Annotated in this window: 20 protein-coding genes, 1 tRNA gene and 2 pseudogenes; 13 read left to right on the top strand and 10 right to left on the bottom strand. The window is 73.2% G+C overall.

Annotated elements, in window-relative coordinates; translation table 11 throughout:
- Positions 1–295: 295 nt before the first annotated feature.
- Positions 296–535, bottom strand: a complete 240-nt coding sequence (locus tag EDJALFJO_RS12095; RefSeq protein ID WP_088285495.1) for a helix-turn-helix domain-containing protein — start codon at positions 533–535, stop codon at positions 296–298.
- A 138-nt stretch (positions 536–673) separates the two neighbouring features.
- On the opposite strand from EDJALFJO_RS12095, the gene EDJALFJO_RS12090 reads away from it, so the two are divergent.
- The 3 genes from EDJALFJO_RS12090 to EDJALFJO_RS36395 all read left to right on the top strand — a co-directional run bounded on the left by EDJALFJO_RS12090 (position 674) and on the right by EDJALFJO_RS36395 (position 3286).
- Entirely contained in the window at positions 674–1759 is a 1086-nt protein-coding gene (locus EDJALFJO_RS12090; RefSeq protein WP_143448528.1) for a diguanylate cyclase domain-containing protein, read from the top strand.
- Positions 1760–1864: 105 nt separating this feature from the next.
- Complete coding sequence (locus EDJALFJO_RS33485; protein ID WP_143448527.1) at positions 1865–2701, top strand: hypothetical protein; 837 nt, start codon at positions 1865–1867, stop codon at positions 2699–2701.
- 174 nt (positions 2702–2875) lie between these two features.
- Positions 2876–3286, top strand: coding sequence for a transposase (locus EDJALFJO_RS36395; protein WP_088285489.1), 411 nt, complete (start codon positions 2876–2878; stop codon positions 3284–3286).
- Positions 3287–4430: 1144 nt separating this feature from the next.
- Here EDJALFJO_RS36395 and EDJALFJO_RS12075 read toward each other — a convergent pair.
- Both EDJALFJO_RS12075 and EDJALFJO_RS12070 read right to left on the bottom strand, forming a co-directional pair.
- The gene (locus EDJALFJO_RS12075) at positions 4431–5660 is read right to left on the bottom strand and encodes a hypothetical protein (RefSeq protein ID WP_088285487.1); all 1230 of its coding nucleotides are present in this window, start codon (positions 5658–5660) and stop codon (positions 4431–4433) included.
- A gap of 73 nt (positions 5661–5733) precedes the next feature.
- Positions 5734–7473 (bottom strand): wax ester/triacylglycerol synthase family O-acyltransferase, encoded by a 1740-nt coding sequence (locus EDJALFJO_RS12070; RefSeq protein ID WP_088285485.1) that lies wholly within the window; start codon positions 7471–7473, stop codon positions 5734–5736.
- Positions 7474–7603: 130 nt separating this feature from the next.
- On the opposite strand from EDJALFJO_RS12070, the gene EDJALFJO_RS12065 reads away from it, so the two are divergent.
- Both EDJALFJO_RS12065 and EDJALFJO_RS35550 read left to right on the top strand, forming a co-directional pair.
- Positions 7604–8566, top strand: coding sequence for an alpha/beta fold hydrolase (locus EDJALFJO_RS12065; protein WP_088285483.1), 963 nt, complete (start codon positions 7604–7606; stop codon positions 8564–8566).
- Between the two features lie 10 nt (positions 8567–8576).
- The gene (locus EDJALFJO_RS35550) at positions 8577–9086 is read left to right on the top strand and encodes a hypothetical protein (protein ID WP_143448526.1); all 510 of its coding nucleotides are present in this window, start codon (positions 8577–8579) and stop codon (positions 9084–9086) included.
- A gap of 61 nt (positions 9087–9147) precedes the next feature.
- Here EDJALFJO_RS35550 and EDJALFJO_RS35545 read toward each other — a convergent pair.
- The 3 genes and pseudogenes from EDJALFJO_RS35545 to EDJALFJO_RS12055 all read right to left on the bottom strand — a co-directional run.
- Positions 9148–10109: pseudogene (locus EDJALFJO_RS35545) on the bottom strand (polynucleotide kinase-phosphatase); the annotation flags it as partial.
- A 1-nt stretch (position 10110) separates the two neighbouring features.
- Positions 10111–11929 (bottom strand): AAA family ATPase (locus tag EDJALFJO_RS35540; RefSeq protein ID WP_158220416.1); only part of this gene is annotated, 1819 nt, incomplete at its 3' end.
- A complete protein-coding gene (locus EDJALFJO_RS12055; RefSeq protein ID WP_088285481.1) occupies positions 11926–13470 on the bottom strand; it encodes a 3' terminal RNA ribose 2'-O-methyltransferase Hen1 in 1545 nt (514 codons plus the stop codon). The genes EDJALFJO_RS12055 and EDJALFJO_RS35540, both read right to left, overlap by 4 nt.
- A gap of 266 nt (positions 13471–13736) precedes the next feature.
- Here EDJALFJO_RS12055 and cysK point away from each other — a divergent pair, with 266 nt between their 5' ends.
- The 5 genes and pseudogenes from cysK to EDJALFJO_RS12030 form a co-directional block, all read left to right on the top strand.
- Positions 13737–14666, top strand: coding sequence for a cysteine synthase A (gene cysK, locus EDJALFJO_RS12050; RefSeq protein ID WP_088285479.1), 930 nt, complete (start codon positions 13737–13739; stop codon positions 14664–14666).
- Positions 14667–14674: 8 nt separating this feature from the next.
- Positions 14675–15757 (top strand): endonuclease/exonuclease/phosphatase family protein, encoded by a 1083-nt coding sequence (locus EDJALFJO_RS12045; protein WP_143448525.1) that lies wholly within the window; start codon positions 14675–14677, stop codon positions 15755–15757.
- 94 nt (positions 15758–15851) lie between these two features.
- Positions 15852–16040, top strand: a complete 189-nt coding sequence (locus EDJALFJO_RS12040) for a DUF1918 domain-containing protein (protein WP_088285537.1) — start codon at positions 15852–15854, stop codon at positions 16038–16040.
- Between the two features lie 50 nt (positions 16041–16090).
- A pseudogene (locus EDJALFJO_RS36390) lies at positions 16091–18065 on the top strand (methyl-accepting chemotaxis protein); the annotation flags it as partial.
- Between the two features lies 1 nt (position 18066).
- Positions 18067–18693: methyl-accepting chemotaxis protein (locus EDJALFJO_RS12030; RefSeq protein ID WP_233149818.1), on the top strand; the 627-nt coding region annotated here is incomplete at its 5' end.
- A 17-nt stretch (positions 18694–18710) separates the two neighbouring features.
- On the opposite strand, the gene EDJALFJO_RS12025 is transcribed toward EDJALFJO_RS12030, so the two are convergent.
- Entirely contained in the window at positions 18711–19061 is a 351-nt protein-coding gene (locus EDJALFJO_RS12025; RefSeq protein WP_143448524.1) for a hypothetical protein, read from the bottom strand.
- Positions 19043–19558 (bottom strand): hypothetical protein, encoded by a 516-nt coding sequence (locus EDJALFJO_RS12020; protein ID WP_088285471.1) that lies wholly within the window; start codon positions 19556–19558, stop codon positions 19043–19045. The genes EDJALFJO_RS12025 and EDJALFJO_RS12020 overlap by 19 nt, the downstream gene beginning before the upstream one ends.
- Before the next feature lie 118 nt (positions 19559–19676).
- On the opposite strand from EDJALFJO_RS12020, the gene EDJALFJO_RS12015 reads away from it, so the two are divergent.
- Together EDJALFJO_RS12015 and EDJALFJO_RS12010 are read left to right on the top strand one after the other, a co-directional pair.
- Positions 19677–20441 carry a hypothetical protein gene (locus tag EDJALFJO_RS12015; RefSeq protein WP_143448523.1) on the top strand — a complete coding sequence of 255 codons (765 nt, stop codon included), beginning with the start codon at positions 19677–19679 and terminating at the stop codon, positions 20439–20441.
- Between the two features lie 69 nt (positions 20442–20510).
- Positions 20511–20603 (top strand) — tRNA-Ser (locus EDJALFJO_RS12010).
- Positions 20604–20892: 289 nt separating this feature from the next.
- Here EDJALFJO_RS12010 and EDJALFJO_RS12005 read toward each other — a convergent pair.
- Both EDJALFJO_RS12005 and EDJALFJO_RS11995 read right to left on the bottom strand, forming a co-directional pair.
- Positions 20893–21780: an aminoglycoside phosphotransferase family protein gene (locus EDJALFJO_RS12005; protein WP_088285533.1), complete on the bottom strand. Its 888-nt coding sequence runs from the start codon at positions 21778–21780 to the stop codon at positions 20893–20895.
- A 1050-nt stretch (positions 21781–22830) separates the two neighbouring features.
- Positions 22831–23259, bottom strand: a complete 429-nt coding sequence (locus EDJALFJO_RS11995) for a GNAT family N-acetyltransferase (RefSeq protein WP_233149817.1) — start codon at positions 23257–23259, stop codon at positions 22831–22833.
- Between the two features lie 410 nt (positions 23260–23669).
- On the opposite strand from EDJALFJO_RS11995, the gene EDJALFJO_RS11990 reads away from it, so the two are divergent.
- Positions 23670–23891: a hypothetical protein gene (locus EDJALFJO_RS11990; RefSeq protein ID WP_088285463.1), complete on the top strand. Its 222-nt coding sequence runs from the start codon at positions 23670–23672 to the stop codon at positions 23889–23891.
- The last annotated feature ends 93 nt before the right edge of the window (positions 23892–23984 follow it).

Here is a 23984-nt window from a genome sequence, read left to right as displayed (position 1 = left end):
TCCGAGGTCGTCACCGGATCCGAGGCCGTCACCGGATCCGAGGCCGTCACCGGATCCGAGGCCGTCACCGGATCCGAGGCCGCCGCGGCGGTCGACGCTGTAGGCCGCCGGTGTCGCCCGGTCAACGGGCCCCGACTGGCACGATCATGCCGTGGCCGGCAGCCGTTCCCGGGCGCGTCGAGAGGCGCAGGGGTCGGAGGGCGTTGCGCAGGTGCCCGCTGCCGCGCCGCCCCCGGGCCGCTGATCCGCGGAACCCGGTGATGGCCGGGAGGAGACGTCCAGGCCTGTCTGTGCGTCAGGGCGTCGTGAAGAGGTAGCCGATGTTGCGGACGGTCTCGATCACCGGCAGGGGTATCTTGCCCCGGACCCGCCGGACGGTGACGTCGACGACGTTGCTGCTGAGGTCGTCGCAGCCCCAGACGCTGGAGAGCAGCTCGTCGCGGCTGCACACCTCGCCGGGGTGGCGCATGAGGTAGCCGACGAGCAGCAGCTCGCGGTGAGTCAGCGCGACGACCTTGCCCGACACCTCCAGCACCTGCCGCTCGTCCCGACGTCAGCGGTGGAGGCCGGGTCCGGCATCGACCGGGTCTGGTGGATGTTCGCCGCGTCGAGCGGTGAGGCCACGGTGTCGACGGCCACCCAGGTGGCGCCGTCGTCCGTGCTCCGCTCCACGGTGAACGCGGTCTCGGTGATCGAGTTGTCGTCCCAGTGGACGGTCCACCGGTTCGTCCCGCCGTCGGCCATCCTCGCCCCGGACGGGCACAGCGAGCTGCTGCTGGCAGCACACCTGACACAGGTCATGACCTCACCCCGGTCGCCCGACGTTCCCCGGCAGCGACCCGCCCCATCCGCCCTACCCGCGGTGCCGGCGACGCCGCCCGAGGCGAGGGACCGGGAACCGGCCCTGCCGGCCCCGGGGTGCCCGGTGCAGTCGCCCTGGTCGTGCCCGGCCATCGTCAGCGGCCGAACCCGGGTCTTCACCGACGCCGACGCTGTGAACGCCTGTCCGCACCTGCTGGCTCGCCCCGTCCCCGCGGCCTCAGCCGCCTGCCTGCCCGTCACCTCGATGGGCCGCCCGCTCGGCGTGCTGCATGTGACGTCCCCGGATCCCGCCCAGCTCACAGACGACCGCGTCGACCAGCTCCGGATGCTTGCCGGCCAGGCCGGCGCGGGCATCGGGACCCGCCGCACGTTCGACCGGACCCAGGCCCAGGCCGATACCGACCCGCTGACGGGGCTGCTGAACCGGCGCAGCGCACTCGACAAGGCCCGCCACCGCCTGCCCGGGAGCGGCAGCTACGCCGCATTCATGCTCGACCTCGATCACTTCAAGGCTCTCAACGATATTCACGGCCACGACGCCGGCGACCGCGCGATCCGGGCCGCGGCGCGCATCCTCGGGCAGTGCACCAGACCCACGGACCTGGTCGCCCGATACGGCGGCGAGGAGTTCCTCATCCTGCTCCCTGGCGCCACCCGTCCGGCAGCGCTGGCCGTCGCCGAACGGATCCGCGGCACCTTCGAGCAGGCCGCGAACACCAGCCTCGAACCGATGACCACAGCAAGCATCGGCATCGCCGTCGTCCCCGACGACACCCCCCTCGCCACAGCCATCACCACCGCCGACCAGGCCCTCCTGACCGCCAAACGAGCCGGCCGCAACCGGATCCACGGCCCCCACGACCCCGAACCAGATCCCCGACCAGATCCGCGCCCCGCGCCCGCCCCGGGCAGCACCGACCTTCCTCGACCTCGCTGACACGTCCGCGGCCTCCCGGGCCCCTCGACCCTTGGAGAGAAGGTTGACGGGGCCTTGACGGATGGCTGACCGGGGCTTTAGGCACGTTCCGCGAACGTCCTGCGCATGACAGGTTCGATCTTCGACAAGCCCTTCGACTCCGACGGCCACAGCCGCCCCGACGACCGGAACCGTTCGGTCCCGCGGAGCCGGTTCGGCAGCACAGGCCTGCCGCCGACCGCGCCGCCGACCGCGCCGCTCAACCAGCACGAGACCCTCTCCGCAGAGATATTCGGTGGCGCCGCCCCGAATCAATCGACGTACCGGCAGCCAGCACCGCACGCGTTCCGGCCCCGAAGCGGTGGGGTGCTCATCGCGGTCGGTAGTCTTGCCGCAGGAGTGTTCGCGGCCGGTGGTGCCGCCACCGCCCTAGCCGCCGGCGGCGATCCGACGGTGGCGTTGGCGAGTTCGGGGTCATCGTCACCGCCGTCCGACGACGGTGACAAGAAGCCCGCGGGGGACGAGAACCGGGACAAGGACGCGCCGTCCCACAAGGGCAAGCCCGACAGGTGCGTACGCCTGGACGAGAAGACCCTTGCGGCCATCCAGGCGGCCCGGGCCGGCGGCCCGGCCGCGCGCGCCGACCACAGCCGAAAGACCAAGGTCCAGGTCGTCGACGGCGATGTCCTCGTCCCCCTGGATGCCGTCAGCGTGGTCAAGTGCAAATGGCCGGCGAAGGGCACCCCGATGCGCGGGACCGGGAAGACCAAGACGCCGCCTCCCGGCACTTCCTCGACGAGGCCACCGAAGCCGACGAGTACGCGAACGACACCACTCAAGACGACCGCCACGGCACCGCGAGCGACCAGGACCACATCCAGGACGAGCACGTCGACACCAGCGAAGACCACGACGACGTCCAAGGCCCCGACCCCCAAGCCGACGACCAGCACGGCCTCCTGACCCTGGAAGAACGATGCGCCAGCTCCGGCCGTGCGTCGACGCAGCCAAAGGCTGCACAGCGCCGCCGCGTTCGCGGCCCCCTGCGGCGTCAGTCCGGTTCCGGCCAGCGGCGGCCACCGGGGAGTCGCACTTCGAGAGCCGTGATGAGGTTCCCTTGGCGGCCGGGCCGGTCGGTTGCCTGACCGAGAAAGGCCGGTTCTGTTGTCCCAGCATGCGATCCGGGCGCCCACGGGTGGTGACGCACCGATAGCACCGACCAAGTCCGACACCTGCGACGCGTTGGTCCTGGCCGACTCCCTGCGTCATCAGCACGAGCACTGGAGGCCGCTCGCGGTACCTTCGCCGCTGCTGGCCGAGCTGCGTGCACCGACTCGTGACCGGGAACGACTGGTCTGGAACCGGCGCGACGTGGAGAACCAGCTGCGCCGTCGTCCAGGCCTACCACCCGGCCGTTGTGTGCCCGGGCGATCGTCACCTCGCGCAGCCTCGGGTCGAACGCGAGAACGGTCCTCGGCTCGACGCGGGCACCGCACTCCGGGCACACCTCAGGGGCGTACTGCACCTGTTCTCCAGCCTCGACCGTGACATCACCCTGGCGTTCCTGCGCGACAACCCGACTCCGGAGCAGGCTGGCGGGGTCGGACCGGGTCGGACCAGTCAGGATGGCGACAGACGTTCTGCGCGCGGCACGGCTACAGCGGCCGGACCCGCTCCGGAGACGCTCGTCGAGCGACTGCGCCCGCACCTGATGGCTGCGGCTAGCGGCACCACCCCCGGGAAGGCATTCACACGCCTCAGCCAGGCCGGGCCGGCCAGGCCGATCACCCAGCCCACCAGCTGCGGGGAACTCACCCCATGCGGCAGCGGGACCGCCCCAAAACGCGACTCGGCAGCCTTACAGGGGTAGTCCCCGTTGACGCAACGTTGACCTGATGGTGAGGAACCGTTCAGCATCGGTACCGGATGCTGTGCGGATGCGTCATGCTGCAGGACCCGCCGAGACCACTCCGCTTCCAGACCGGCGCGCGCCGTGGGATCCGTGCGCGTCAGGCCCTCGGCCACCTCGCAGGCGGGACAATCCGGCACTGCGAGCACGCAAGATCGTCCATGATCCCAGCGGCGGGTTCTGTGCGGTCTGCGGGAGTGTCTGGCCCTGTCCGAGCTCCAGGCGCTCCACCCAGCGCCGTTCCAGCGATGCCTCGCTGCCGGTCTCTCCCGCCGACCCACTGGACCCTTCGCGCGGAGTGAAGTGGCTGCTCCCGACCGACCCGTGAGCCTGACCGTGCACAACCTCGGTCCACTGGAGATCGGCTTGTCCATCGCCGTCACCGCAGGGGGACACCCCCGGACCCTGACCACCCTGACCACGCGGACAGGGTCCGGCGATGGCACGTCGTCTCTTGAGGGATGCTGACTATCCACGGGCTGCCGGTCGCCCACCCGGGCCAGGGTGCCGCTGCCACGCTCCGCCAGCATCCCTGGTTCTCCATGGCAACCGCCATGGGCCGATGCGCGGGGGCGGCCGCACTGGCCCCAGTCCGCGCGCCCGACACGGTCCGTTCACGCCAGCAGGACGCGTCCACCCCGGTGCTCGCGTCGCGCTCAACCCTCAGGGGTCGTCCGTGTCGTCGGAGCGCGCGTCGACGTCACTGTTGTGATCATTTGGGTTGTCGGTGGTGATGGTGCGGAGGTGCGTCGACCCTGCCTAGGGGAACGGGTGATCCGCGCGTCAGGTGCAGGGCCGGTTGGACAGCCCGCCGGTCGCGCCGGTGACCGTGTTGGTGCAGCTCACGGTGTTCGGGACGTCCTTGTGCAGGTAGTACCCGACGCCGCTGCCGCCCGCGAGGTCTGCGACGTTGCGGCTGAAGGTGTTGTCCCGGCCCCAGCCGTCGGCGACGACGTGGGTCTGGAACCCGTCGGTCGGGGAGCGCGTGCCGCGGTTGCCGGTGACGACCCAGCCGTTGCCCTTGACGTCGACCCACGAGTCGGCGCCGACGAGCCCGCTGCCGTCGAGGACGTTGCCCGCGACGACACCGCCGGTCGTGCCCTCCTTGACGTCGACGCTCTCGGCGGTCGTCGGCCCGATCCGGTTGTCCAGCACGAAGTTGCCGTCGCTGCGGTCGGGGTCGCACCCGTTGACGTCGCACCAGTTGCTCTCGGCGGAGCCGACGTAGACCCCCTCGCCGAACTTCTCCTTGCGCAGGCCGGTGCGCCGGATCGTCAGGCCGCGCACGATGTTCCCGGTGCTCTGCCGGCGCAGGTGGACGGCCTCGTCGCCGGTCTCCTCGACGAGCAGGTCCTGGAGCGCGTTGCCCCGGCCGCCGTCGACCATGATCCCCTTCTGGCCGTTGCGGACGGTGAGACCGGCGACCCGCCAGCCCGTCGCGCCGTCGAGGTGCAGCACGTACCCGCCGGACGTCGACCCGCCGTCGAGGACCGCGGACCGCCCGCCGCACAGGTAGATCGGCGCATCCGCACCCGCCGTGGCGGTCGCGACGAACGCACCGGTGTAGACGCCGTCCGCGAGCAGGATGGCGTCCCCGGGGGAGGCACCGGCGAGGGCGGCGGTGAGCTGGGCCGCGGAGGAGGCCCTGGTCCCGGTCACCGGGCAGTCGAACCGCGGCACCGGCGCCTTCGGTGCGCCCGCCGACGGGGCGGCGCCGCCGTCCGCGGCTGCCGCGGCGCCGGACGTGCTGACACCGGAGGCGGTCGAAGGGCCCGCGCGCTCGACCGTCGGCGGCTGCGAACGGGTCTCGCCCACCGGGTCCGACGCCGACCCCGCCGCGGACGGCGACGGGTCACGGACCGCCACGACAGCGGCGTCCGGCCCGCCGTCGAACAGGGCGCCGACCCCGACGCCCGCCGCGAAGACGGCCAGGACGGCACCCCCGACCAGCGCCGTCCGGCCCCTGCCCGAGGCGAGGAACGCCTGCCGCCCGGGTGGCGTCGCCCGCGTCATCGGCCTGCCTCCAGCCGGCGGACCCAGTCCGCGAGCTCACCGGCGGTGAGCGCCGGCTCGACCGCGGTGAGGTCTATGACCCGGTGGTCCGCGTCGCGGGTGGCGCCGGCGTCGGGCGTGCCGGGGCGGGTCCGCGTGCGGCCGTGGCGGGCCCGGGGCTGCGGGGGAGGAGTGCTGCCGTAGTAGGCGTCCACGTAGTCCGGGTGCAGCGGCGACCCGCCGCCCGGGCCGGCCGCCGGGCCGTACCGCGCGGCGTCCCGTCCGCCTCGCCCACGGCGCGCTCGACCGCCCCGGCGACCCCGGTGGCCCGGGCGAGTTCCTCGAGCTCCTCGGCGAGGTACCCGGCGAGCACGTCGAGGTCGGGCACGAGGTCGCGGTCCGCGGTGAGCCCGAAGTGCAGGTCGCCGAGGTAGGAGAGCACCGTGATGTTGAGGCCCTGCCCGTCGGCGATCGCGGAGACCGGGTAGCTCGCGAGCAGCCGGTGCCCGGCGAGGTAGAGCGGCACCGACGGGCCGGGCACGTTGGAGACGAAGAGGTTGAACAGGCTGGCCCGCTCGAGCACCCGCAGCCGGGCGTTGGCCCGCATCGTCAGACCCATGAGGGCCGGCATCGTGAACTGGTAGGCGTCGGCGAGCAGGTTCGCCGAGAGCGCGTCGTGCTGGTATTTCGCGACCGACGTCGCCTCGTGCGCGACGCGCATCCGGGTCAGCGGGTCGGGCTCGTCGGTCGGCAGGACGGCGAGCATGAGCGAGACCCGGTTGCCGAACGTGCCGTCGCCGCTCTTGGCCCCCTGCGCCGCGGACGTCCGCACCGACACCGGCACCGCGGCGACGAGCGGGTCCTCGGGCAGCGCGTCGTGGGTCGACAGCCAGCGCCGCAGCGCACCGGCGCACATCGCGAGGACGACGTCGTTGACGGTCATCCCGGCCGCGGACTTCACGGCCTTGACGACGTCGAGCGGCACCGAGCGCAGCGCGATCCGGCGGTGCGCGGACACGTTGCGATTGAACGGGGTCGCGGGCGCGCGGCCCGGGACGTGCTCGAGCAGGCCGCCGTCCCCGATCCCGAGGCCGCCGGGCAGGACCGCACCGAGCCCGGAGCCGGACGCCTCCTCGGCGAGCCGGTTCGCGACCGCCGACACGAGGTCGACGCCGGGCAGCCGCGGCAGCGCGATGGACAGCAGCGCGGGGGCCGAGCGCGCGACGTCGGCCGCGAACCGGCCCGCCGTCGTGGGGACGGTGGCCAGGGACGCCGCGGCCTTGGCGAGCAGCGTCAGCGAACCGGGTGCCGGGTCCGGGTCCCAGGGCGGGGCCGGTGGGATCTCGCGGCCCTCGGGGCTCAGGTCGAGCAGCGCGGCGGCGATCTCCTGCCCGCCGACGCCGTCGATCATCGCGTGGTGGACCTTGGAGTAGATCGCCGCCCGGTCCCCCTCGAGACCGTGGATGAGGTAGATCTCCCACAGCGGGCGGGACCGGTCGAGGGTCCGGGCGTGGATCCGGGCGACCTGCTCGGTGAGCTGGTGCATGCTGCCGGGCGCCGGCAGCGCGAGCTCGCGCACGTGGAACTCGAGGTCGAAGTCCGCGTCCTCGACCCAGAACGGCTGCCCGAGGCCGAGCGGCACCTCGACGATCTTGCGCCGCATCGGCGGCACGAGGTGCAGCCGGTCGCCGACGACGGCGGTCAGCCGGTCGAGGGTCACCCGCTCGCCCGCCGCGTCGAGGGCCTCGACGACCTGGATGCTGCCGACGTGTCCCGTCGTCCGCGGGGTGTCCAGGGCGAGGAACGCGGCGTCCAGTCCCGTGAGCTGTTCCATGGCCGCGACCGTACGCCCGATGTGACGTACCTGGCACCCGGCGTCCCGCCGTGCGGACGCCGCGGCCCGGCACGCGCGCGACGCCCCGCGCTCGATTGACACGCACCAGGCCCGGACGCACGCTGGCGGAATGAGCGTGGAGCTGCCGGCGTCCCAGTGGGTCGACCTCGACGGACCGGTGCACTGGATCGACTTCGGCGGCCCCGACGACGGCCCGCTCCTCGTCTGCGTGCACGGCCTCGGCGGCTCGCACGTCAACTGGGCGGCGGTGGCCCCCGACCTCGCGAAGACCTGCCGGGTCGTCGCGCTCGACCTCGCCGGGTTCGGGCACACCCCGGGCGCCGGCCGCTCGACGTCCGTCCAGGCGAACGCCCGTCTCGTCGTCCGGTTCCTCGAGGAGGTCGCCGGCGCCCCCGCGGTGCTCGTCGGCAACTCGATGGGCGGCCTCATCAGCAATCTCGTCGCGGCGCAGCGCCCGGACCTCGTCGCCGGCCTCGTGCTCGTCGACCCGGCACTGCCCGTCTCGCTGCGGGCCAAGCCGGACCCGTTGACGACCGGGATGTTCGCCGCCTACTTCACCCCGGGCCTCGGCAAGGCCGTCATCGCCGGTCGCAAGCGCGTCCGCACCGCGGAGCAGCTCGCGATGGACACCCTGCGGCTGTGCTGCGTCGACCCCTCCCGGGTGCCGAAGGCGGTGCTGCGCGAGCACATCCACCTCGCCAAGACCCGCAAGCAGTACGCCGAGATGGAGGCGGAGTTCGTCACCGCGACCCGCTCGCTCGTCTGGCTGCTCGCCCGCCGCCGGGCCCACACGGCGATGCTGCGTCGCTACACCGGTCCGGTCCTGCTCATCCACGGCGACCGGGACCGGCTCGTCTCCATCGCCTCGGCCCGGGAGGCCGCGAAGGCCAACCCCGCGTGGCGGTTCGAGGTCGCGCACGACATCGGCCACGTCCCCCAGCTCGAGGCGCCGGACTGGACGCGCGACGTCGTCCTCGACTGGCTGGCGACGGACGGCGTGAGCGCCGCGGACGCCGCGCGCGGCACCGCGCAAAGCCCTCAACTGCGCTCCGGGCGGGGTGCCGTCCAGTAGCGTCGCCCCCGTGAGCACCCGGACGCCGACGAGCACCGTCTCGAGCGCGACGGTCCGCACCCCCGCCGACCTCGCCGGCGTCTTTGCCGGCTGCGTCCGGGCCCGTGGCCTGACCACGGACCGGTTCACCGCCTGGACGGCGTGGGAGACCTTCGCGGACTTCGCCGCGGTCCGGATGCGCGCCGCCGACGGGCTCGAGGCCGACGCCCTGCTCTACCAGTGGGGCACCTACCACCGCGGCGGTCGCTCGCAGTTCTGCCTCGTGCTGAGCCGCCAGGTCGTCGCGGCGCCGGGCGAGATCTCGCTCGTCGGGCACGACGAGTACCTCCAGCTCGACGTCCGGCTGACCTACGACGTCGACCCGACGCTCACCGCGCTCGGCCGCTTCGAGTCGTCGTGGGTGCAGGACGGCGAGCGCGCCGCGAGCGGCTGGGTGGCCCAGGTGAGCGGCCGGCCGGAGTGGCCGGTGCTGTCGCCGCTGCGGCCCGCCACGGTCGAGGTCACGAGCGAACGGGTCTGACCCGTTGCGCCGCAAGGCGTCTCACCGCGGCCGAAGATGCTGCAGCATGGGCGGTGCGCCCTCACAGCCGTGGGTCGACCGGCTCCGACTCGCACGCGAGCACGGCGAAGACGCACTCGTGGACCCGCCACAGCGGCTCGCCGCGCGCCGTCCGCTCCAGGGCCTCCAGGCCGAGCGCGTACTCGCGCAGCGCGAGGGAGCGCTTGTGCCCCAGGCTCCGCCGCCGCAGCCGCTCGAGGTTCGCCGGCTCGGTGTACTCCGGGCCGTAGATGATCCGCAGGTACTCCCGGCCGCGGACCTTGACGCCCGGCTGGACGATCCCCTTCGGGCCGCGGACGAGGTTCGCGACCGGCTTGACGACCATGCCCTCGCCGCCCGCGCCGGTGAGCTCCTCCCACCAGGCCACGCCCGCCGCGACCGACGTCGCGTCGTCCGTGCGGACGACGAGCCGCCGCGTCGGGGCGACGAGACCCGGGTCGGCGGCGACGAGCGTGTCGGCGATCCCGAGGTGCCACAGGTGGTGCCGGGTGTGGAACGCCCGCGCCGGCGGGGCCGCCGTCTCGTCGGCGAGCCCGGCGGCGAGCACCTGGAACGGCGCGACGCGCAGCCCCGACAGCCCTTCGGTCGGCCAGCAGTACCGCCGGTAGGCCGCCGTGAAGGCGTCGACGTCGGTGCTGCGCGCCTGTGTGCGGGCGAGCAGGTCGCCGACGTCGATCCCCCGTGCCGCAACGGATCCGAGCACGTCGAGGGTCGCCGGCAGGGCCGCCCGCCCGGCGGCACCGACGGCGGCGTACTGCCGCCGCAGCAGTTCCAGCGCCTTCGCCGACCACGGCATGACCTCGGCGTCGAGCAGCACCCAGTCGGCGTCGTCGTCGCCCCCGCCGACCGCCGTCCAGAGGTCGGTCGCGTCGGCGGCGGCGCGCAGCCGGTCGACGAGGGCGGCCGTGAGGTCGTCGTCGAGGAACGCCCGGCCGGTCCGGGTCCAGACGGCGCCGGATGCCCCGCCGTCCGCCCCGCCGTCCGNCCCCGCCGTCAGGAACCGCGCCCAGCCCGAAGCGCCGCCGCGCGACGTCCGGCGTCCGGGCCAGGAGCACGACGGCCCGCGACCCCATGTGCTTCTCCTCGCACACGACCTCGACGACGCCGTCGTCGGCGTAGGCGGCGAACGCCTCGGCCGGGTGCTCGAGCACGTCCGGCAGCGTCGAGGTGGCGCACGGCGCCATCGTCGGCGGCAGGTAGAGCAGCGGACGCGGGTCGATCGCGAACCGGCTCATGACCTCGAGCGCCGCGGCGGCGTTCTCCGCGCGCACGGACACCCGCCCGTGGTGCGCCGTCTCGAGGACCCGCACCGGGCCGTCGGGCAGGACGTCGGTCAGGTCGAGCCCGTCCGCGTGCTGCGCCCCGCCCCTGCCGGGTGCCGCTGCGCGCGTGGTTTGCTCTGCCAGCAGGAGCGAGCCAGGCCCGCTCGGCCTGGCGTCCTGGGTTTGGCTCGCTGGTGATGGCAGAGCAAAGCCTCCTGCAGCCGCTTCCTGGTCCGCGTCGAGCGGGCGGACCGGCGCGTACCACTCGCGCTCGGCCGGCACCGCGACGATCTCCCGCTCCGGGTAGCGCAGCGCCGTGAGCGCACCGCCGAAGACGCAGCCGGTGTCGAGGCACAGGGTGTTGTTGACCCACTCCGGCGTCGCCGTCGGGGTGTGGCCGTAGAGCACCGTGGCCCGGCCGCGGTACTCCTTCGCCCACGGGTAGCGCACCGGCAGGCCGTACTCGTCGGTCTCGCCGGTGGTGTCGCCGTAGAGCGCGAACGAGCGGACCCGCCCGGACGCGCGCCCGTGGTAGGCCTCCTTGAGCCCCGCGTGCGAGACGACGAGGCGGCCCTCGTCGAGCACGAGGTGCGACACGAGCCCGTCCATGAACGCCTCGGCCGCGGCCCGGAACTCCGGCGTCTCGCGCCCGAGCTGGTCGAGCGACTCGGCGAGCCCGTGCGAGACCTTGACGTTGCGCCCGCGCAGCGCGCGGATGAGCTTGTTCTCGTGGTTGCCCGGCACGCAGAGCGCCTCGCCCGCCGAGACCATGCCCATGACGAGCCGCAGCACGCCCGGGGTGTCCGGGCCGCGGTCGACGAGGTCGCCGACGAACACCGCGGTCCGCCCCGGCGGCGGGGTCGCGCCGACGGCCCGGCCCTCGTCGTCCCGGCGCAGCCCGTACCCCAGCGTCGTCAACAGCGTCTCGAGCTCGCCGCGGCAGCCGTGGACGTCGCCGACGACGTCGAACGGGCCGGTGAGCTCGCGGTGGTCGTTGAGCATCCGGGTGAACCGCACGTGCGCCGCCGCGACCTCGTCGGCGCCCCGGAGCACGTGGACGATCCGGAAGCCCTCGCGCTGCAGCCGCGGGAGGCTGCGGCGCAGCGCGGCCGCGTGCCGCTTGACGACGTGCGCGCCGAAGTCGCGGTCCGGGCGGGACTCGTTGCGGCGCACGCACTCCGCGACCGGCACGTCGAGGACGACGGCGACCGGCAGGACGTCGTGCTCGCGCGCCAGCTTCACCAGGCTCGCGCGCGCGTGCTCCTGGACGTTCGTCGCGTCGACGACCGTGAGCAGCCCGCGCCGCAGCCGGATGCCGACGACGTGGTGCAGTGCCTCGAAGGCGTCCGTCGACGCGGTCTGGTCGTTCTCGTCGTCCGCGACGACGCCGCGGTAGTGGTCGCTCGACAGCACCTGCGTCGGGGCGAAGCAGCGGGCCGCGAACGTCGACTTCCCGGAGCCGGACGCGCCGACGAGGACGACGAGCGCCACCTGCGGGATCTCGAGCACCTTCTCCACCGGCTCCGGCGTCTCCTCGCTCATCGTGCGAACACCCCCAGCTGCGTCGGTCGCCCGACCTCCTCGTCGTCCTGGCCGACCCCGGTGACGGTCACGGCGTACCCGTGCCGCTGCGCCACGCCGTCCGCCCAGTGCCGGAACTCCTCGCGGGTCCACTCGAACCGGTGGTCCCGGTGCCGCAGGTGCCCCGGTTCGAGCCCGTAGCGGACGTTCCACTCGACGTTCGGCGTCGTGACGACGACCGTGCGCGGTCGTGCGGCCCCGAAGACGGCCGCCTCGAGCGCAGGCAGCCGCGGCGGGTCGACGTGCTCGACGACCTCCATGAGGACGGCCGCGTCGAACCCGGCGAGCCGGGCGTCCCGGTAGGTGAGCGCCGTCTGCACGAGCTCGAGCCGGTCCCGGGTGCGCTCGGGCATCCGGTCGAGCCGGAGCCGGCGCGCGGCGACCTGCAGCGCGAGGTACGAGACGTCGGCGCCGACGACCCGGGTGAACGACCGGTCGGCGAGCAGGGCGCCGAGCAGTGCCCCCTCGCCGCAGCCGAGGTCGAGCACGGACGACGCCCCCGCTGTCCGCAGCGCGTCGACCACCGCAGCGATCCGCTGCTTCGCGAGCGGCGGTGGCACCCGTTCGGCGTCGGGCGCGTCCCCGGTCGTGACGGCCTCGGTCGTGACGTCCTCGGGCGTGACGGCCTCGGCCGCCGGTTCCTCGGACGCCGTCACCTCCTCGACCTCGGCCACCTCCTCGACCGGGACGGCGTTGTCGACGTCGTCGACGTCCGTGTCGTCGGCGTCGGCGAGCCTCTCGATCGCGAGCTGCTGCAGCGCCGTCCGGACGAACGCGTGCCGCCGGCGCAGGTACCGGCGGGTGATCAGGCCCCGCTCGGGGTGCGTCGCGAGCCAGCCCGTACCGGCGCGCACGAGCTTGTCGACCTCGTCGGCCGCGACCCAGTAGTGCTTCGCGTCGTCGAGCACCGGCAGGAGCACGTAGAGGTGGTTGAGCGCCTCGGCGAGCCGGACGGTGCCGGTGAGCCGCAGCGCGACGTAGCGGGAGTCGCCCCACTCGGGGAACTCCTCGTCGAGCGGCAGCGGCCGGGCCTCGACGGTCCAGCCGAGCGGGGCGAAGAGCCGCTCCGCGAGGTCGGCCCCGCCGCGGCACGGCACGACCGGCACGGTGACCTCGAGCACGAGCGGCGCCGCCGCGGCATCCGGGCGCAGGTCGCAGCGCCCCGCGAGCGCCGTCCGGAAGACCTGCCCGAGCGCGACCGCGAGGAGCGAGCCTGCCGCGTACGGCCGGTCGTTGACGTACTGGGCGAGGGTGCCGTCGCCGCCCGGGGCGGAGCGTCGCCGGCCCGAGCCGGGCCGGCCGCGCACGAGGGCGACCGGGTCCACCTCGAGCACGAGGGCCGCCGTGCAGCGCGCCGCGGCGGCCTCCGGGTACACGACGTGCACCGTCCCCGAGGCGACCCCGAACGACTGCGCCCGGCCGGGGTGCTTGTGCAGCAGGTAGCCCAGGTCCGTCGCGTCCGGGAGCGCCTCGTTCGCGGAGGCGGTGATCGTCAGGAGCACGGCTCGATCGTGGCAGCGGACGGGGCGGTGCGTCGTCCGCTTATCGGCCCCGGCCGCCCGCGTGCACGGGACGTGTCCGCCGAACGGGTGCATCCTGACCACATCGGTCCATATTGTGGACGATGCGCGCCTGAACTGCGGGAACAAGGCGCGCGCGGAGTAGGTTCACAGGGCGGACCCCTGCCCACCGGGGTGCCCGCCCTGGCCCCGTCCCCACTCGTCCGGGCTGGACCGCCCGGCCGTCGACCACAAGCGGAGAAGCATCGATGCCGATCTACGACGACGTCACCCAGCTCATCGGGCGGACCCCGCTCGTCAGGCTCAACCGGATCACGGACGGCGCCGAGGCGACCGTCGTGGGGAAGCTCGAGTTCTACAACCCGTCGAGCAGCGTCAAGGACCGCATCGGCGCGTCCATGATCGACGCGGCCGAGGCCTCCGGTGAGCTCAAGCCCGGCGGCACGATCGTCGAGGCGACGTCCGGCAACACCGGCATCGCGCTCGCCATGGTCGGTGCGGCGCGCGGGTACAAGGTCGTCCTCACGATGCCCGAGTCGATGAGCAAGGAGCGTCGCGCGCTGCTGCGCGCCTACGGCGCCGAGCTCGTCCTCACACCGGCCCCCGAGGGCATGAAGGGCGCGGTCGCGAAGGCCGAGGAGATCGGCCGCGAGCAGGGCGCCGTCCTCGTGCGCCAGTTCGCGAACGCCGCGAACCCCGAGATCCACCGCACGACGACGGCCGAGGAGATCTGGGCCGACACCGACGGCAAGGTCGACATCTTCGTCGCGGGCATCGGCACCGGCGGCACCCTGACCGGCGTCGGCCAGGTGCTCAAGGCGCGCAAGCCGGGCGTCCAGGTCGTCGCCGTCGAGCCGCTCGCGTCGCCGATCCTCAACGGCGGGCAGCCGGCGGGGCACCCGATCCAGGGCATCGGCGCGAACTTCGTGCCGGAGATCCTCGACCGCACCGTCTACGACGAGGTCCTCGACGCCCCCACCGAGGAGGCCGTCGCGTACGCCCGCCGCGCCGCCAAGGAGGAGGGTCTGCTCGTCGGCATCTCGTCCGGTGCCGCGCTCTGGGGCGCGACGCAGCTCGCGAAGCGGCCGGAGAACGCCGGCAAGCTCATCGTCGTGATCATCCCGTCGTTCGGCGAGCGCTACCTGTCGACGATCCTCTACTCCGACCTCATGGACTGACCGAGCCCGTGTCCGACCCCCGCCCGCGCAGGCCCCTGGTTCGACCGGGCCGCGCGGGCGGGGTCGTTCTCGCCCGGCGGACCGCGCTCGTGCTCGCCACTCTCGGCTGGCTGGGCAGCCTGCCTGTCACCGTCGAACGTCTGCGCGGCGGCACGGGCGGGCCGTACCGGGCGCTGCTCGCCGCGCTCGTGCCGTGGACGCTCCCCGTGCTCGCGGTCGCGGTGCTGCTCGCGGCCGTGGCCCTGCGGCTGGGCCGGGCGTCCGGACGGCGGCGCGCGGCACTGCTCGTCGGCGGCCTCGCGGTCGTGACGCTCGGGGTGCACACCGCGTGGGTCGCGCCGTCCGTCGTCCCGGACCGGGGTGCCCCGGTGGCCGGTGCCTCGGGGCCGGGCGGGGTGACCCTCGTACCGGAGACGGTCCGGGTGCTCGCCCTCAACCTCGAGTTCGGCCAGGCGGACCCGGCCGTCGTCGTCGACGTCGTCCGTCGTGAGCGGGTCGACGTGCTCCTCGCGGTCGAGCTCACCCCGGGCGCGGTGTCGGAGCTGCGCGCGGCGGGGCTGGAGACCGTGCTGCCGACCTCGAGCCTCGCGGCCGAGGGCGGGGCGAGCGGGTCGGGCCTGTGGACCCGGCTGCCCGCCGAAGCGCTCGACCCGGTCGCCGGGACGACGTTCCGCGCGCCGCGCGCCCGGCTCACGGTCGCGCCCGGGCGGACGGTCGTCGTCACTGCGGCGCACCCGCACCCGCCGCTCCAGCCGGCCTGGTGGGAGCGGGACCTCGGCCTGTTCGCCGACGAGGTGCGGGCCGCCGGTGCCGAGCCGCAGATCCTCGGGGGCGACTACAACGCGACGCTCGACCACGCGCCGTTCCGCGCTCTGCTCGGCACCGGTCTCACGGACGCCGCCGACGCGGCCGGGGTGACGGGCGGCGCCTGGCCCGGGCTCACCTGGCCGGCCGACCGGTCCTTCCCGCCGGTCATGCGCCTCGACCACGTGCTCGTGACGACGAGAACCCTCGCGGCGTCGGACGTCTCGACGGTCACCGTCCCCGGCACGGACCACCGGGGCGTGCTCACGACGGTCACCCTGCGGTAGCCGCCGCAGGGGAGGTCGGGACGTCCGGTCGGTTGCGCCGTCCGTGGGGCGGGAGTCGAATGGCAGCCTGACGCTCCACGCGGAGGTGATCGCGGTGAAGGCAGCAGTCGGCGACCGCTTGGTCGTGAAGTCGGCGCACGTGGACGGCCCGGTGCGGGACGGCGAGGTGATCGAGGTCCGCGGCCACGACGGTGAGCCGCCGTTCGTCGTCCGCTGGGAGGACGGCCACGAGGGCCTGTACTTCCCCGGGTCGGACACGGTGGTGCACCACCCGGCAGGCTGACAGCGGCGTCCGGCGCTCAACCCGGCCGCCGGGGTGCCGATCTACCGAGGATGACGACGACCGGCGCCCCGAGCGGCCCCTCCGCACCTCCGGCGGTGCTGCGACCGGGTCTGCGGGCCGTGGGCTCGCTGCGCACGAGCCTGCGCCTGAGCACGCTCGTGGCCCTGCTCCTGCTCCCGACCCTCGTCGCGACCTGGGCGTTCGCCGGGGCCGTCAACGGCCAGATCGGCTTCAGCGCGGCCGAGCGCGTCGGTGTCGTCGTCATCGAGCCTGCGCTCCAGCAGATGGCCGCCGTCGCGGCCGGCGACCGCCCCGACCTGGCGGCGCTCACCGCCGCGGTCGACGCGCGCCCGGAGCTCGCCGCCGGCGAGCAGCTCGCGGCGGTCTCCGCGGCGGTCTCCGCGGCGAAGGGATGGACGGCCGCGGACCGGTTCGCCGTCGTCAAGGCCCTCGGCGACCTCGTGACCCAGGTCGGCAACACCTCGAACCTCATCCTCGACCCGGACCTCGACTCGTTCTACGTCATGGACGCGATGGTCGTGCAGCTGCCGAAGGCGCTCGTCGCCGTCGTCCAGTCGCAGACCACGGCCACCGGCGCGGCCGCCGTCCCCGTGCAGGCCGTGCTCGCCGGGCAGGTCTCCGCGGCCGGTCAGGCGCTGGCCGGTGACGTGGGGACGGCCGTCGAGAACAGCGCCCGGACCACCCTCGCGGGGGACCTGGAGCCGGCGACGGCGTCCGCCGCGGCACTGACGACGCTCTCGGAGACCCTGAGCGCCTCCGTGAGCACGCCCGGCCCGGTCGCGGACGACCGGACGGACCCGGTCGCCGCCGCGCTCGCCGCCGCCGTCCCCGCCCTCACCGATGCGCTCGACGCGCTGCTCGTCGTCCGGCTCGACGGGTTCGTGTTCCAGCGCAACCTCATGCTCGCGCTCGTGCTCGCCGGGGTCGCGCTCGCGGTGTACACGGCGGTGGCCGTCTGGTGGCGCACCCGCACGGACGTCGCGATGACGGTCGCGGGGATCGCCGCCATCGCGCGCGGCGACCTGGCCGGGACGGCGCTGCCGGCCGGAGCGGACGAGTTCGGCGACATCGCGACGAACCTCACCGCGGTGCGGCAGGGGATCTCGTCGCTCGTCGCCTCGATCGACCGGATCACCGCGGACCAGGAGCTGACCCTGCGCTCGCACGTGGACGTCGACGCCTTCGAGGGTGACTACCGGACCCTGGCCAACGGCCTCAACGAGATGGTCGCCTCGCACGTCGCGGTCCGGGCGGCGATGGGGACCGTCAGCGAGTTCGCGCACGGCGACTTCGACGCGCCGCTGCCGCTGCTGCCGGGCCTCAAGCCGTACGTCGTCGACACCATCGAGCAGCTGCGGATGAACCTGCGCGCGCTCGCCGAGGACACGCTCATCCTGTCGACCGCCGCGCGGGAGGGACGGCTCGAGGTCCGCGTCGACGCATCCCGTCACCACGGCGGGTTCCGGCGCGTCGTCGAGGGCGTCAACGACACCCTCGACACCGTGATCGGCCCGTTGACACAGGTGTCGCGGGTGCTCACGGCGATGGCGGACGGCGACCTCACCCAGCGGATCACGGACACCTACGCGGGCCGGCTCGAGGACCTGCGCCTGGCCGCCAACGACTCGCTCGCCAAGCTCGCCGGCACGGTCGCCGAGGTCATGGAGGCGACCGACCATCTCGCGAACGCGTCGTCCCAGATCGCCGGCGCGTCGCAGTCGTTGTCGCAGGCCGCGACCGAGCAGGCGGCGAGCGTCGAGGAGACGAGCACGAGTGTCGAGGAGCTCGGCTCGTTCGTCGCGCAGAACAGCCAGAACGCGAAGGCCACCGACGCGATCGCCGCGAAGGCCGCCGCCGAGGCGACCGAGGGCGGGACGGCGGTCGACGAGACGGTGCGGGCGATGAAGGAGATCGCGGCGAAGATCGCGATCATCGACGACATCGCGTTCCAGACGAACATGCTCGCGCTCAACGCGACGACGGCGAACCCCTTGCCGTGCTCCCNGCGATGAAGGAGATCGCGGCGAAGATCGCGATCATCGACGACATCGCGTTCCAGACGAACATGCTCGCGCTCAACGCGACGATCGAGGCGGCGCGGGCGGGGGAGCACGGCAAGGGGTTCGCCGTCGTCGCGACCGAGGTCGGCAAGCTCGCCGAGCGCTCGCAGGTGGCCGCCGCGCAGATCGGCGAGCTCGCGACCCGCAGCGTCCGGACGGCGGAGCGCGCCGGGGCGCTGCTCGCCGAGATCGTGCCCGCGATCAAGCAGACGTCCGGGCTGGTCCAGGAGATCGCCGCGGCGTCCCACGAGCAGAGCAACGGCGTCGGCCAGATCAACCGGGCGATGTCGCAGATGACCGCCGTGACCGAGCAGAACGCCTCCTCGAGCGAGGAGCTCGCCGCGACATCCGACCAGATGACCGGCCAGACCGCGAAGCTGCGCGAGATGATGCACTTCTTCCGGACCGGGGCCGACCCGGCGGCGCGGGCCGCACGGCCGGCCGGGCCGTCGTCCGGCCCGGTCGTCGCCTCGGGTGCCCGGCCGGTGCCGAGCGGTCGCGGGCTGCCGCCCGTCCCGGTCCAGCGGCCGGCGGCGCCGGCGTTCGACGAGTCGCAGTTCGACCGGTTCTGACCAGCGGGCGTCCTGGCTCAGTCGTCGTCGTCCGGGCGCTGCCCCGGCAGCTGGGCACCCGGAACCGGCGGCCGGCGGAAGTCCTGGCTCGTCCAGTCGGAGGCCGCCCGCAGCACGACGACGGACGCGCCCGTCCCGATCGCGAGAGCGAGCACGACGGCAGCCACCCGCAGCCCGCGGCCGGGGACGTGGCCCGGGTGTCCGCCGTCCGCCGCCTGCCGGTGCTCGGCCGACGGTGCGGACGCCCCTCTGAGCCGCAGCGCGACGTCCGGCGCGCCGGTCAGGGCGATCCGCCCCGACGAGACCACGCGCAGCGCCGGCACGACCCGCCCGAGCACGTGCACCGCCGTCACCACGAGCCACGCCACGACCCAGCCCTGGTGCACGGTGACGAGCGAGATCCCGAACCCGAGCGGCGCGACGACCGGGCGCTTCCCCCCTCGGGGCCGACCACGACGAGCAGCAGCCCGCTCGCCAGCGCACCGACGGTCGTGAGCACCACGAGCGGCCCGAGGACGCGCAGCACGAGCGGCGGCGGACCGGCCTCGACGTAGACGCGCGACCCGAGGTAGTACCGGGCGGCGCGCCAGCCGGTCGTCACGGTCTTGAGGAGAACCGGCGGCACGAGCAGGGTGCCGACGACGATGTGCACGCTCAGCAGCTGGTGCATCGCGAGGAGGGTGACCCCCTCGACCGCGAAGAGCACGAGGAGAACGAGCCCGGTCCACGAGGTCATCCGCGCGTTTCCCGCCGGGCCGCCCGTGCGCGGGAGGACGGGTTCGTCGCGATGGGCCTGCCCGACCGCGGTCTGCGCGAGGTCGGTGAGGGCGTCGCCGATCGGGCTGGGCGGCAGGAGAGCGGTCACGGTCCTCAGGTGTAGCGGGTCCGACCTGAGAGAACGCCGAGACGCTCCGGGTGAACGGGGATGGTGTGCGGGCCGTATCCGGTGGTGGTGCGGTGCGTGCCGCGGGAGTGGAGGTGCCATGAGGCGGGGTGTCGTGGCGCTCGTGGTCGTGGGGGTGCTCGCCGGGTGTTCGGGCGGGTCGGACGGGTCGGGCGCCGGGGTCGCGGGGTCGCCGACTGCTGCTGCGGCTGTGGCCTCGAGCGGCGCCGCGCAGGTGAAGACCTACCGGGCCCCTGACGGCACCGAGCTGCAGTACGTCCTCGTCGTCCCCGCCGGCCGTACCGCGGGAACGCCCGGGAAGGTGCTACTAGCCTTCCCGCCCGGCGGCCAGGACCTCGACCTCACCCGGAGCATCGTCGAGGACCGCTGGCAGGCCGAGGCGCTGCGCCGCGACTGGGTCGTCGTCTCCCCGGCCGCCGGTTCACCGGGTGTGTTCTACGAGCCCGCCGCCGCGGCCCTGGTACCCGGCCTGCTCGACGAGGTCGCCCGCACCTACCCGCCCGAGGGTGGCCGCTTCGACCTGGCCGGCGTGAGCAACGGCGGCCTGTCCGCCTTCCGGGCCGCCGAGGACCACCCCGACCGCTTCCGATCGCTCGTCGTCTTCCCCGGGATGCCGCCGGACGAGTCCGACACGGCCGCGCTGGCCCGGTTGAAGGGCCTCGGGACGGCGTTCTTCGTCGGCGCCGACGACTCGGGCTGGCTCGAGGGCAGCCGCCGCGCCGCCGCTGCGCTGATCGCGATGGGGAACCGCGTCGAGCTGACCGAGGTGCCCGGCCAGGGGCACATCATCGAGACGCTCACGGGTGAGGACCTGTTCGACGCCATGGACCGGGTCAGGGGCTGACCCTGCTCGCCGGATCGGGTGGCGCCGCAGGTCGACGGCCCGGGATCGGGCACAATGGCTGGGCACCATGGAGGGCTGGCCGAGTGGCTGATGGCGACGGTCTTGAAAACCGTTAGGGCGGTACCCAACCCGTCCTCAGGGGTTCGAATCCCTTGCCCTCCGCGAGCAGGCAAAATGCGGGCTGACCTGCGATGACGTGTCCAGAGCCGGTGCGTGCTCTGGGCGGGGTGACGTCCGGGGGACTACGGCAAACCGTGGCCGATTACGGGTGGCTGCGGGGAATACGCGGGGACGAAAGCGGTGCGCTTGGACGCCTGTCACGGGGCCGGCCTCGTCCGACCCGACTCGTGCCACCTCGCTGATCGGTTGCTGGCGGTGGGGCTGTGACCTGCACGGTTTCGGCGGCGAACACGCCGACGTGGTCACTAAGAAGTCACGGAGCTGCTCGTCGCTAGGGCATCTCGAGAGCCCGTTGAAGCGCCGCGTACCCGGCTGGCTCCCAGGTCGGTTTGCCGCCAGGAAGGCCGTGTCTGCCGTTCTGCCCTATGCCGATCAGGTTCAGAGCGCGCATGACTGCCCAGCCGCGGGCCCGGGTGACGGTGGCGTCGTCAGCCAGCCCGTAGGCGTCGAGGAAGCGGTTCGCTGTCCCGGCGGGCAACAGGATCCAGGCAGCGGATAGATCAGTCGCGGGATCGCCTGAGCACATGTCTCCAAAGTCGATGACCCCAGCGAGCCTCCCGTGCCGGACCACCACGTTCGCGGGATGGAGGTCACCATGGAGCCACACCGGCGCGCTCTCAGAGGCGGGCGCTGCGACAGCTGCCTCCCACACTGCTCGCGCCGCGCCAGCGTCGTCATGGCCGGCGATGACCTCGAACCAAGCGTCAACACTGTCCTGCGGCTCGGCCATGGGAACGGCGCGCGAAGGATTGACAGGGGCATCAGCTGGGGCCGGGTGATGCAGTGCTCCCAAGAACGCTGCAAGGACCTCGGCCGACCCGGCGTGGGTGATCGGCTCGCGATCGGCCGGCTCACCATCGACCCACCGCGCGATGGTCCAAGTGTGCTCGAACAGGCTTGACGGCTGGCCAATGCGCACTGGTACCGGCGTGGGCAGCGGCAGGCGCTCGGCCAACAGTGGCAGCCACGTCTGCTCCGAGAGCAGCAGGGCTGGCGCCCGTTCACTGCGGGGCAGCCGAACGGCCAGTTCCTGCCCGAGGCGCCACTGCTGGTTGTCCCAGCCGCCGTCAACGAGCTGCAACTCCAGGTCCGCAAGGTCCGGGTGCTGGTCGAGCAGCAGCGCACGCACCAAGTCGGCGTCGAGCCTCACCTGGCCCATGAACATGCTCCTATCACCAGGGGGCGCCAGCACGGTAGCAGCGCCGCTCTGCAAGGCCTCGGAAACTGCCCGCGGACCTGGTAGCCGGCACCGCAGCCTCGGACATCAACGCTCGGCGTCGAGCGCGACCCGCCTCGCAAGCGAGAGGTTGAACTCTAGGCGGTCACTAAGGGCAGTGGCACGAGTCAGGTCCGACGTGTCCCGTGGCTGAGTCGAACGCGGTCCCACGGACGCGGAGTGTCCTCCCGGCACCGCCTGGAGATCGGAGATGTCGGCTCGGTCGGTGGCACCGGAAGATGAGCGACGTCAACCACTACCTCGTGCGGGACAGCGATCGGCTCTGTTGCCGGGTGTGGGTGGCAGGTGCGGGCGGCAGGACAAGCGAGACGCTGTGCACGCTGCCGAAACTGACCTGTATGGAATCAAGGGCGGCCGCTTCGCGGCCGCCGGCGNCCGCCGGCGCGCGCCTCTGCCTCCCGCTCCGCTCCGGCCCGGCGCGCGCCTGTCACTCTGTCCTAGTGGAGTGGGTCAGGCGCAGCATCGTCACGGTAGGGCGGCAACTGTCGCTCAGATCGGCACGCCGGGCACTCTTGGACCTCCTCTGGTGCGGCGTGACCCTCATCATCATCACGGGCATGATCGAAAGAGGCGCCCTGGCGGCGGTCGTCGCCGTGGTCGGCCTGTGCCTGCTCGCTGTCAGCGGTGCCCTGTGGCTGGCTGCCCGAGTCTGGCCAACGTCCACTCCTCGCCTGGGGCCTGAAGACGGCGAGACTGCTCCGCTCGACTAGGCGGACGGTGGTCCTGCCGTTCAGAAGCCGCATCGTGTAGGCCGCCGATTGCGGCTGGCGGACGGGCCAGACGAAGCGGAGTCACTTCGGCCCGCGCGTGACCAGGTGAGCGGCTGGCTGGGGGCAGGGCGGACGGACACGCCTATAGGGTGCCAGCGCCGCGCCCCAGAGACATCCACGATGGGTTGCCAGCCGTTCGCCAGGAATGGTCAATGCCGCGGTGCATGCCACAGGCGCGGTGACCGATCCCGCGGGCCGGCCGTTACAGCTCTAGGAGGCCGGCGTTGGTCGGGGTGAACCCGCACGCCCGGATGTAGAAAGGCTTCAGGTGGTCCTCGAAGTCGACGTGCAGCCATTCACAGCCGGCTTGTCGTGCACCGTCCGCGGCCGCTTGCACGAGTTGCTGACCGATCCCACGGTGCCTTGCTGACGCAGCGACCATGACGTCCTGAATCCAGGCGTGCACGAGGCCGTCCCACACCACGTTGACGAACCCGAGCAGGTCTGTGGACGCGGCGACGGCGTCATCGCTCGAGGCTCGGGCGGTAACCCATCCAAGACTGTGTGAGTCGACGAGCTGTTGCCAGTCCCACTCCGAGACGTCGAAGACGCGCGTTCTGAAGGCCTCGGCATGCAAGCGGTTCACCTCATCGCCGTGGAAAGCCCCTCGCCATGTCGTCTCGACTGTCACCGCTCCGAGACTACGACCGCAATGCTCCTGCCCGTCAAGCGTGAGAAATCCCAAGAGGGCCTGCGCGCGGAGGTTCTAGCGACCATCTGGGCGCCCAGAGGACATCAAGACCGCTGGTCAAGGCCCTACGCGCCCATCGAATCGCCGCCCTGGCACGAGTCGGGCCGGGCAACACTTCCACGCCGCCGGCCCCGGCGAGCTCGGTCGTCACCCCTTGACACAACATAGGAGCGTCCGACTACGCCGCGTTCGCCGCCCGGGTCATCCGGGCCCACGCCCGCCGAGTCGCAGACGGCGACGTCGACGCCCTGGCCGACCTCCTACGCCTGGCCGTCGAGGTCGACACCGCCACCCAGACCGCCGTCACCGGACTCCGCGCGTTCGGCTACTCCTGGCAGGCTGCACGCGACATGGCGAAGGAGCCGGAGGTTGTGTCCGAACTGGGCTTGGTCACGCCGCCCCACACCTCGTACGTCTGGAACCTCGGGCAGGTCGTCACCGCCATGCTCAGCGCCGGGCTCGTTCTCACAACGTTGAACGAGGGCGGCCACGCAGACATGTACGCCGGGCTCGCGGCAAGCGAGCACCTGCCATCGATGTATCTCGCCGCGGCGGAGCGGCCTACGGCCTAGGGGCTCCCTAAGTCTGTGAATGGAGTCGGGTCTGAACCCGCCGGTCTTCAGCAGAGAGCCGGCGATGTAGTTGGTGAGGCTGCAGAAGCCGAG

Source organism: Kineosporia sp. A_224, assembly GCF_002198655.1.
Classification (GTDB): domain Bacteria; phylum Actinomycetota; class Actinomycetes; order Actinomycetales; family Kineosporiaceae; genus R-H-3.
This window is presented reverse-complemented; position numbering and strand designations above follow the sequence as displayed.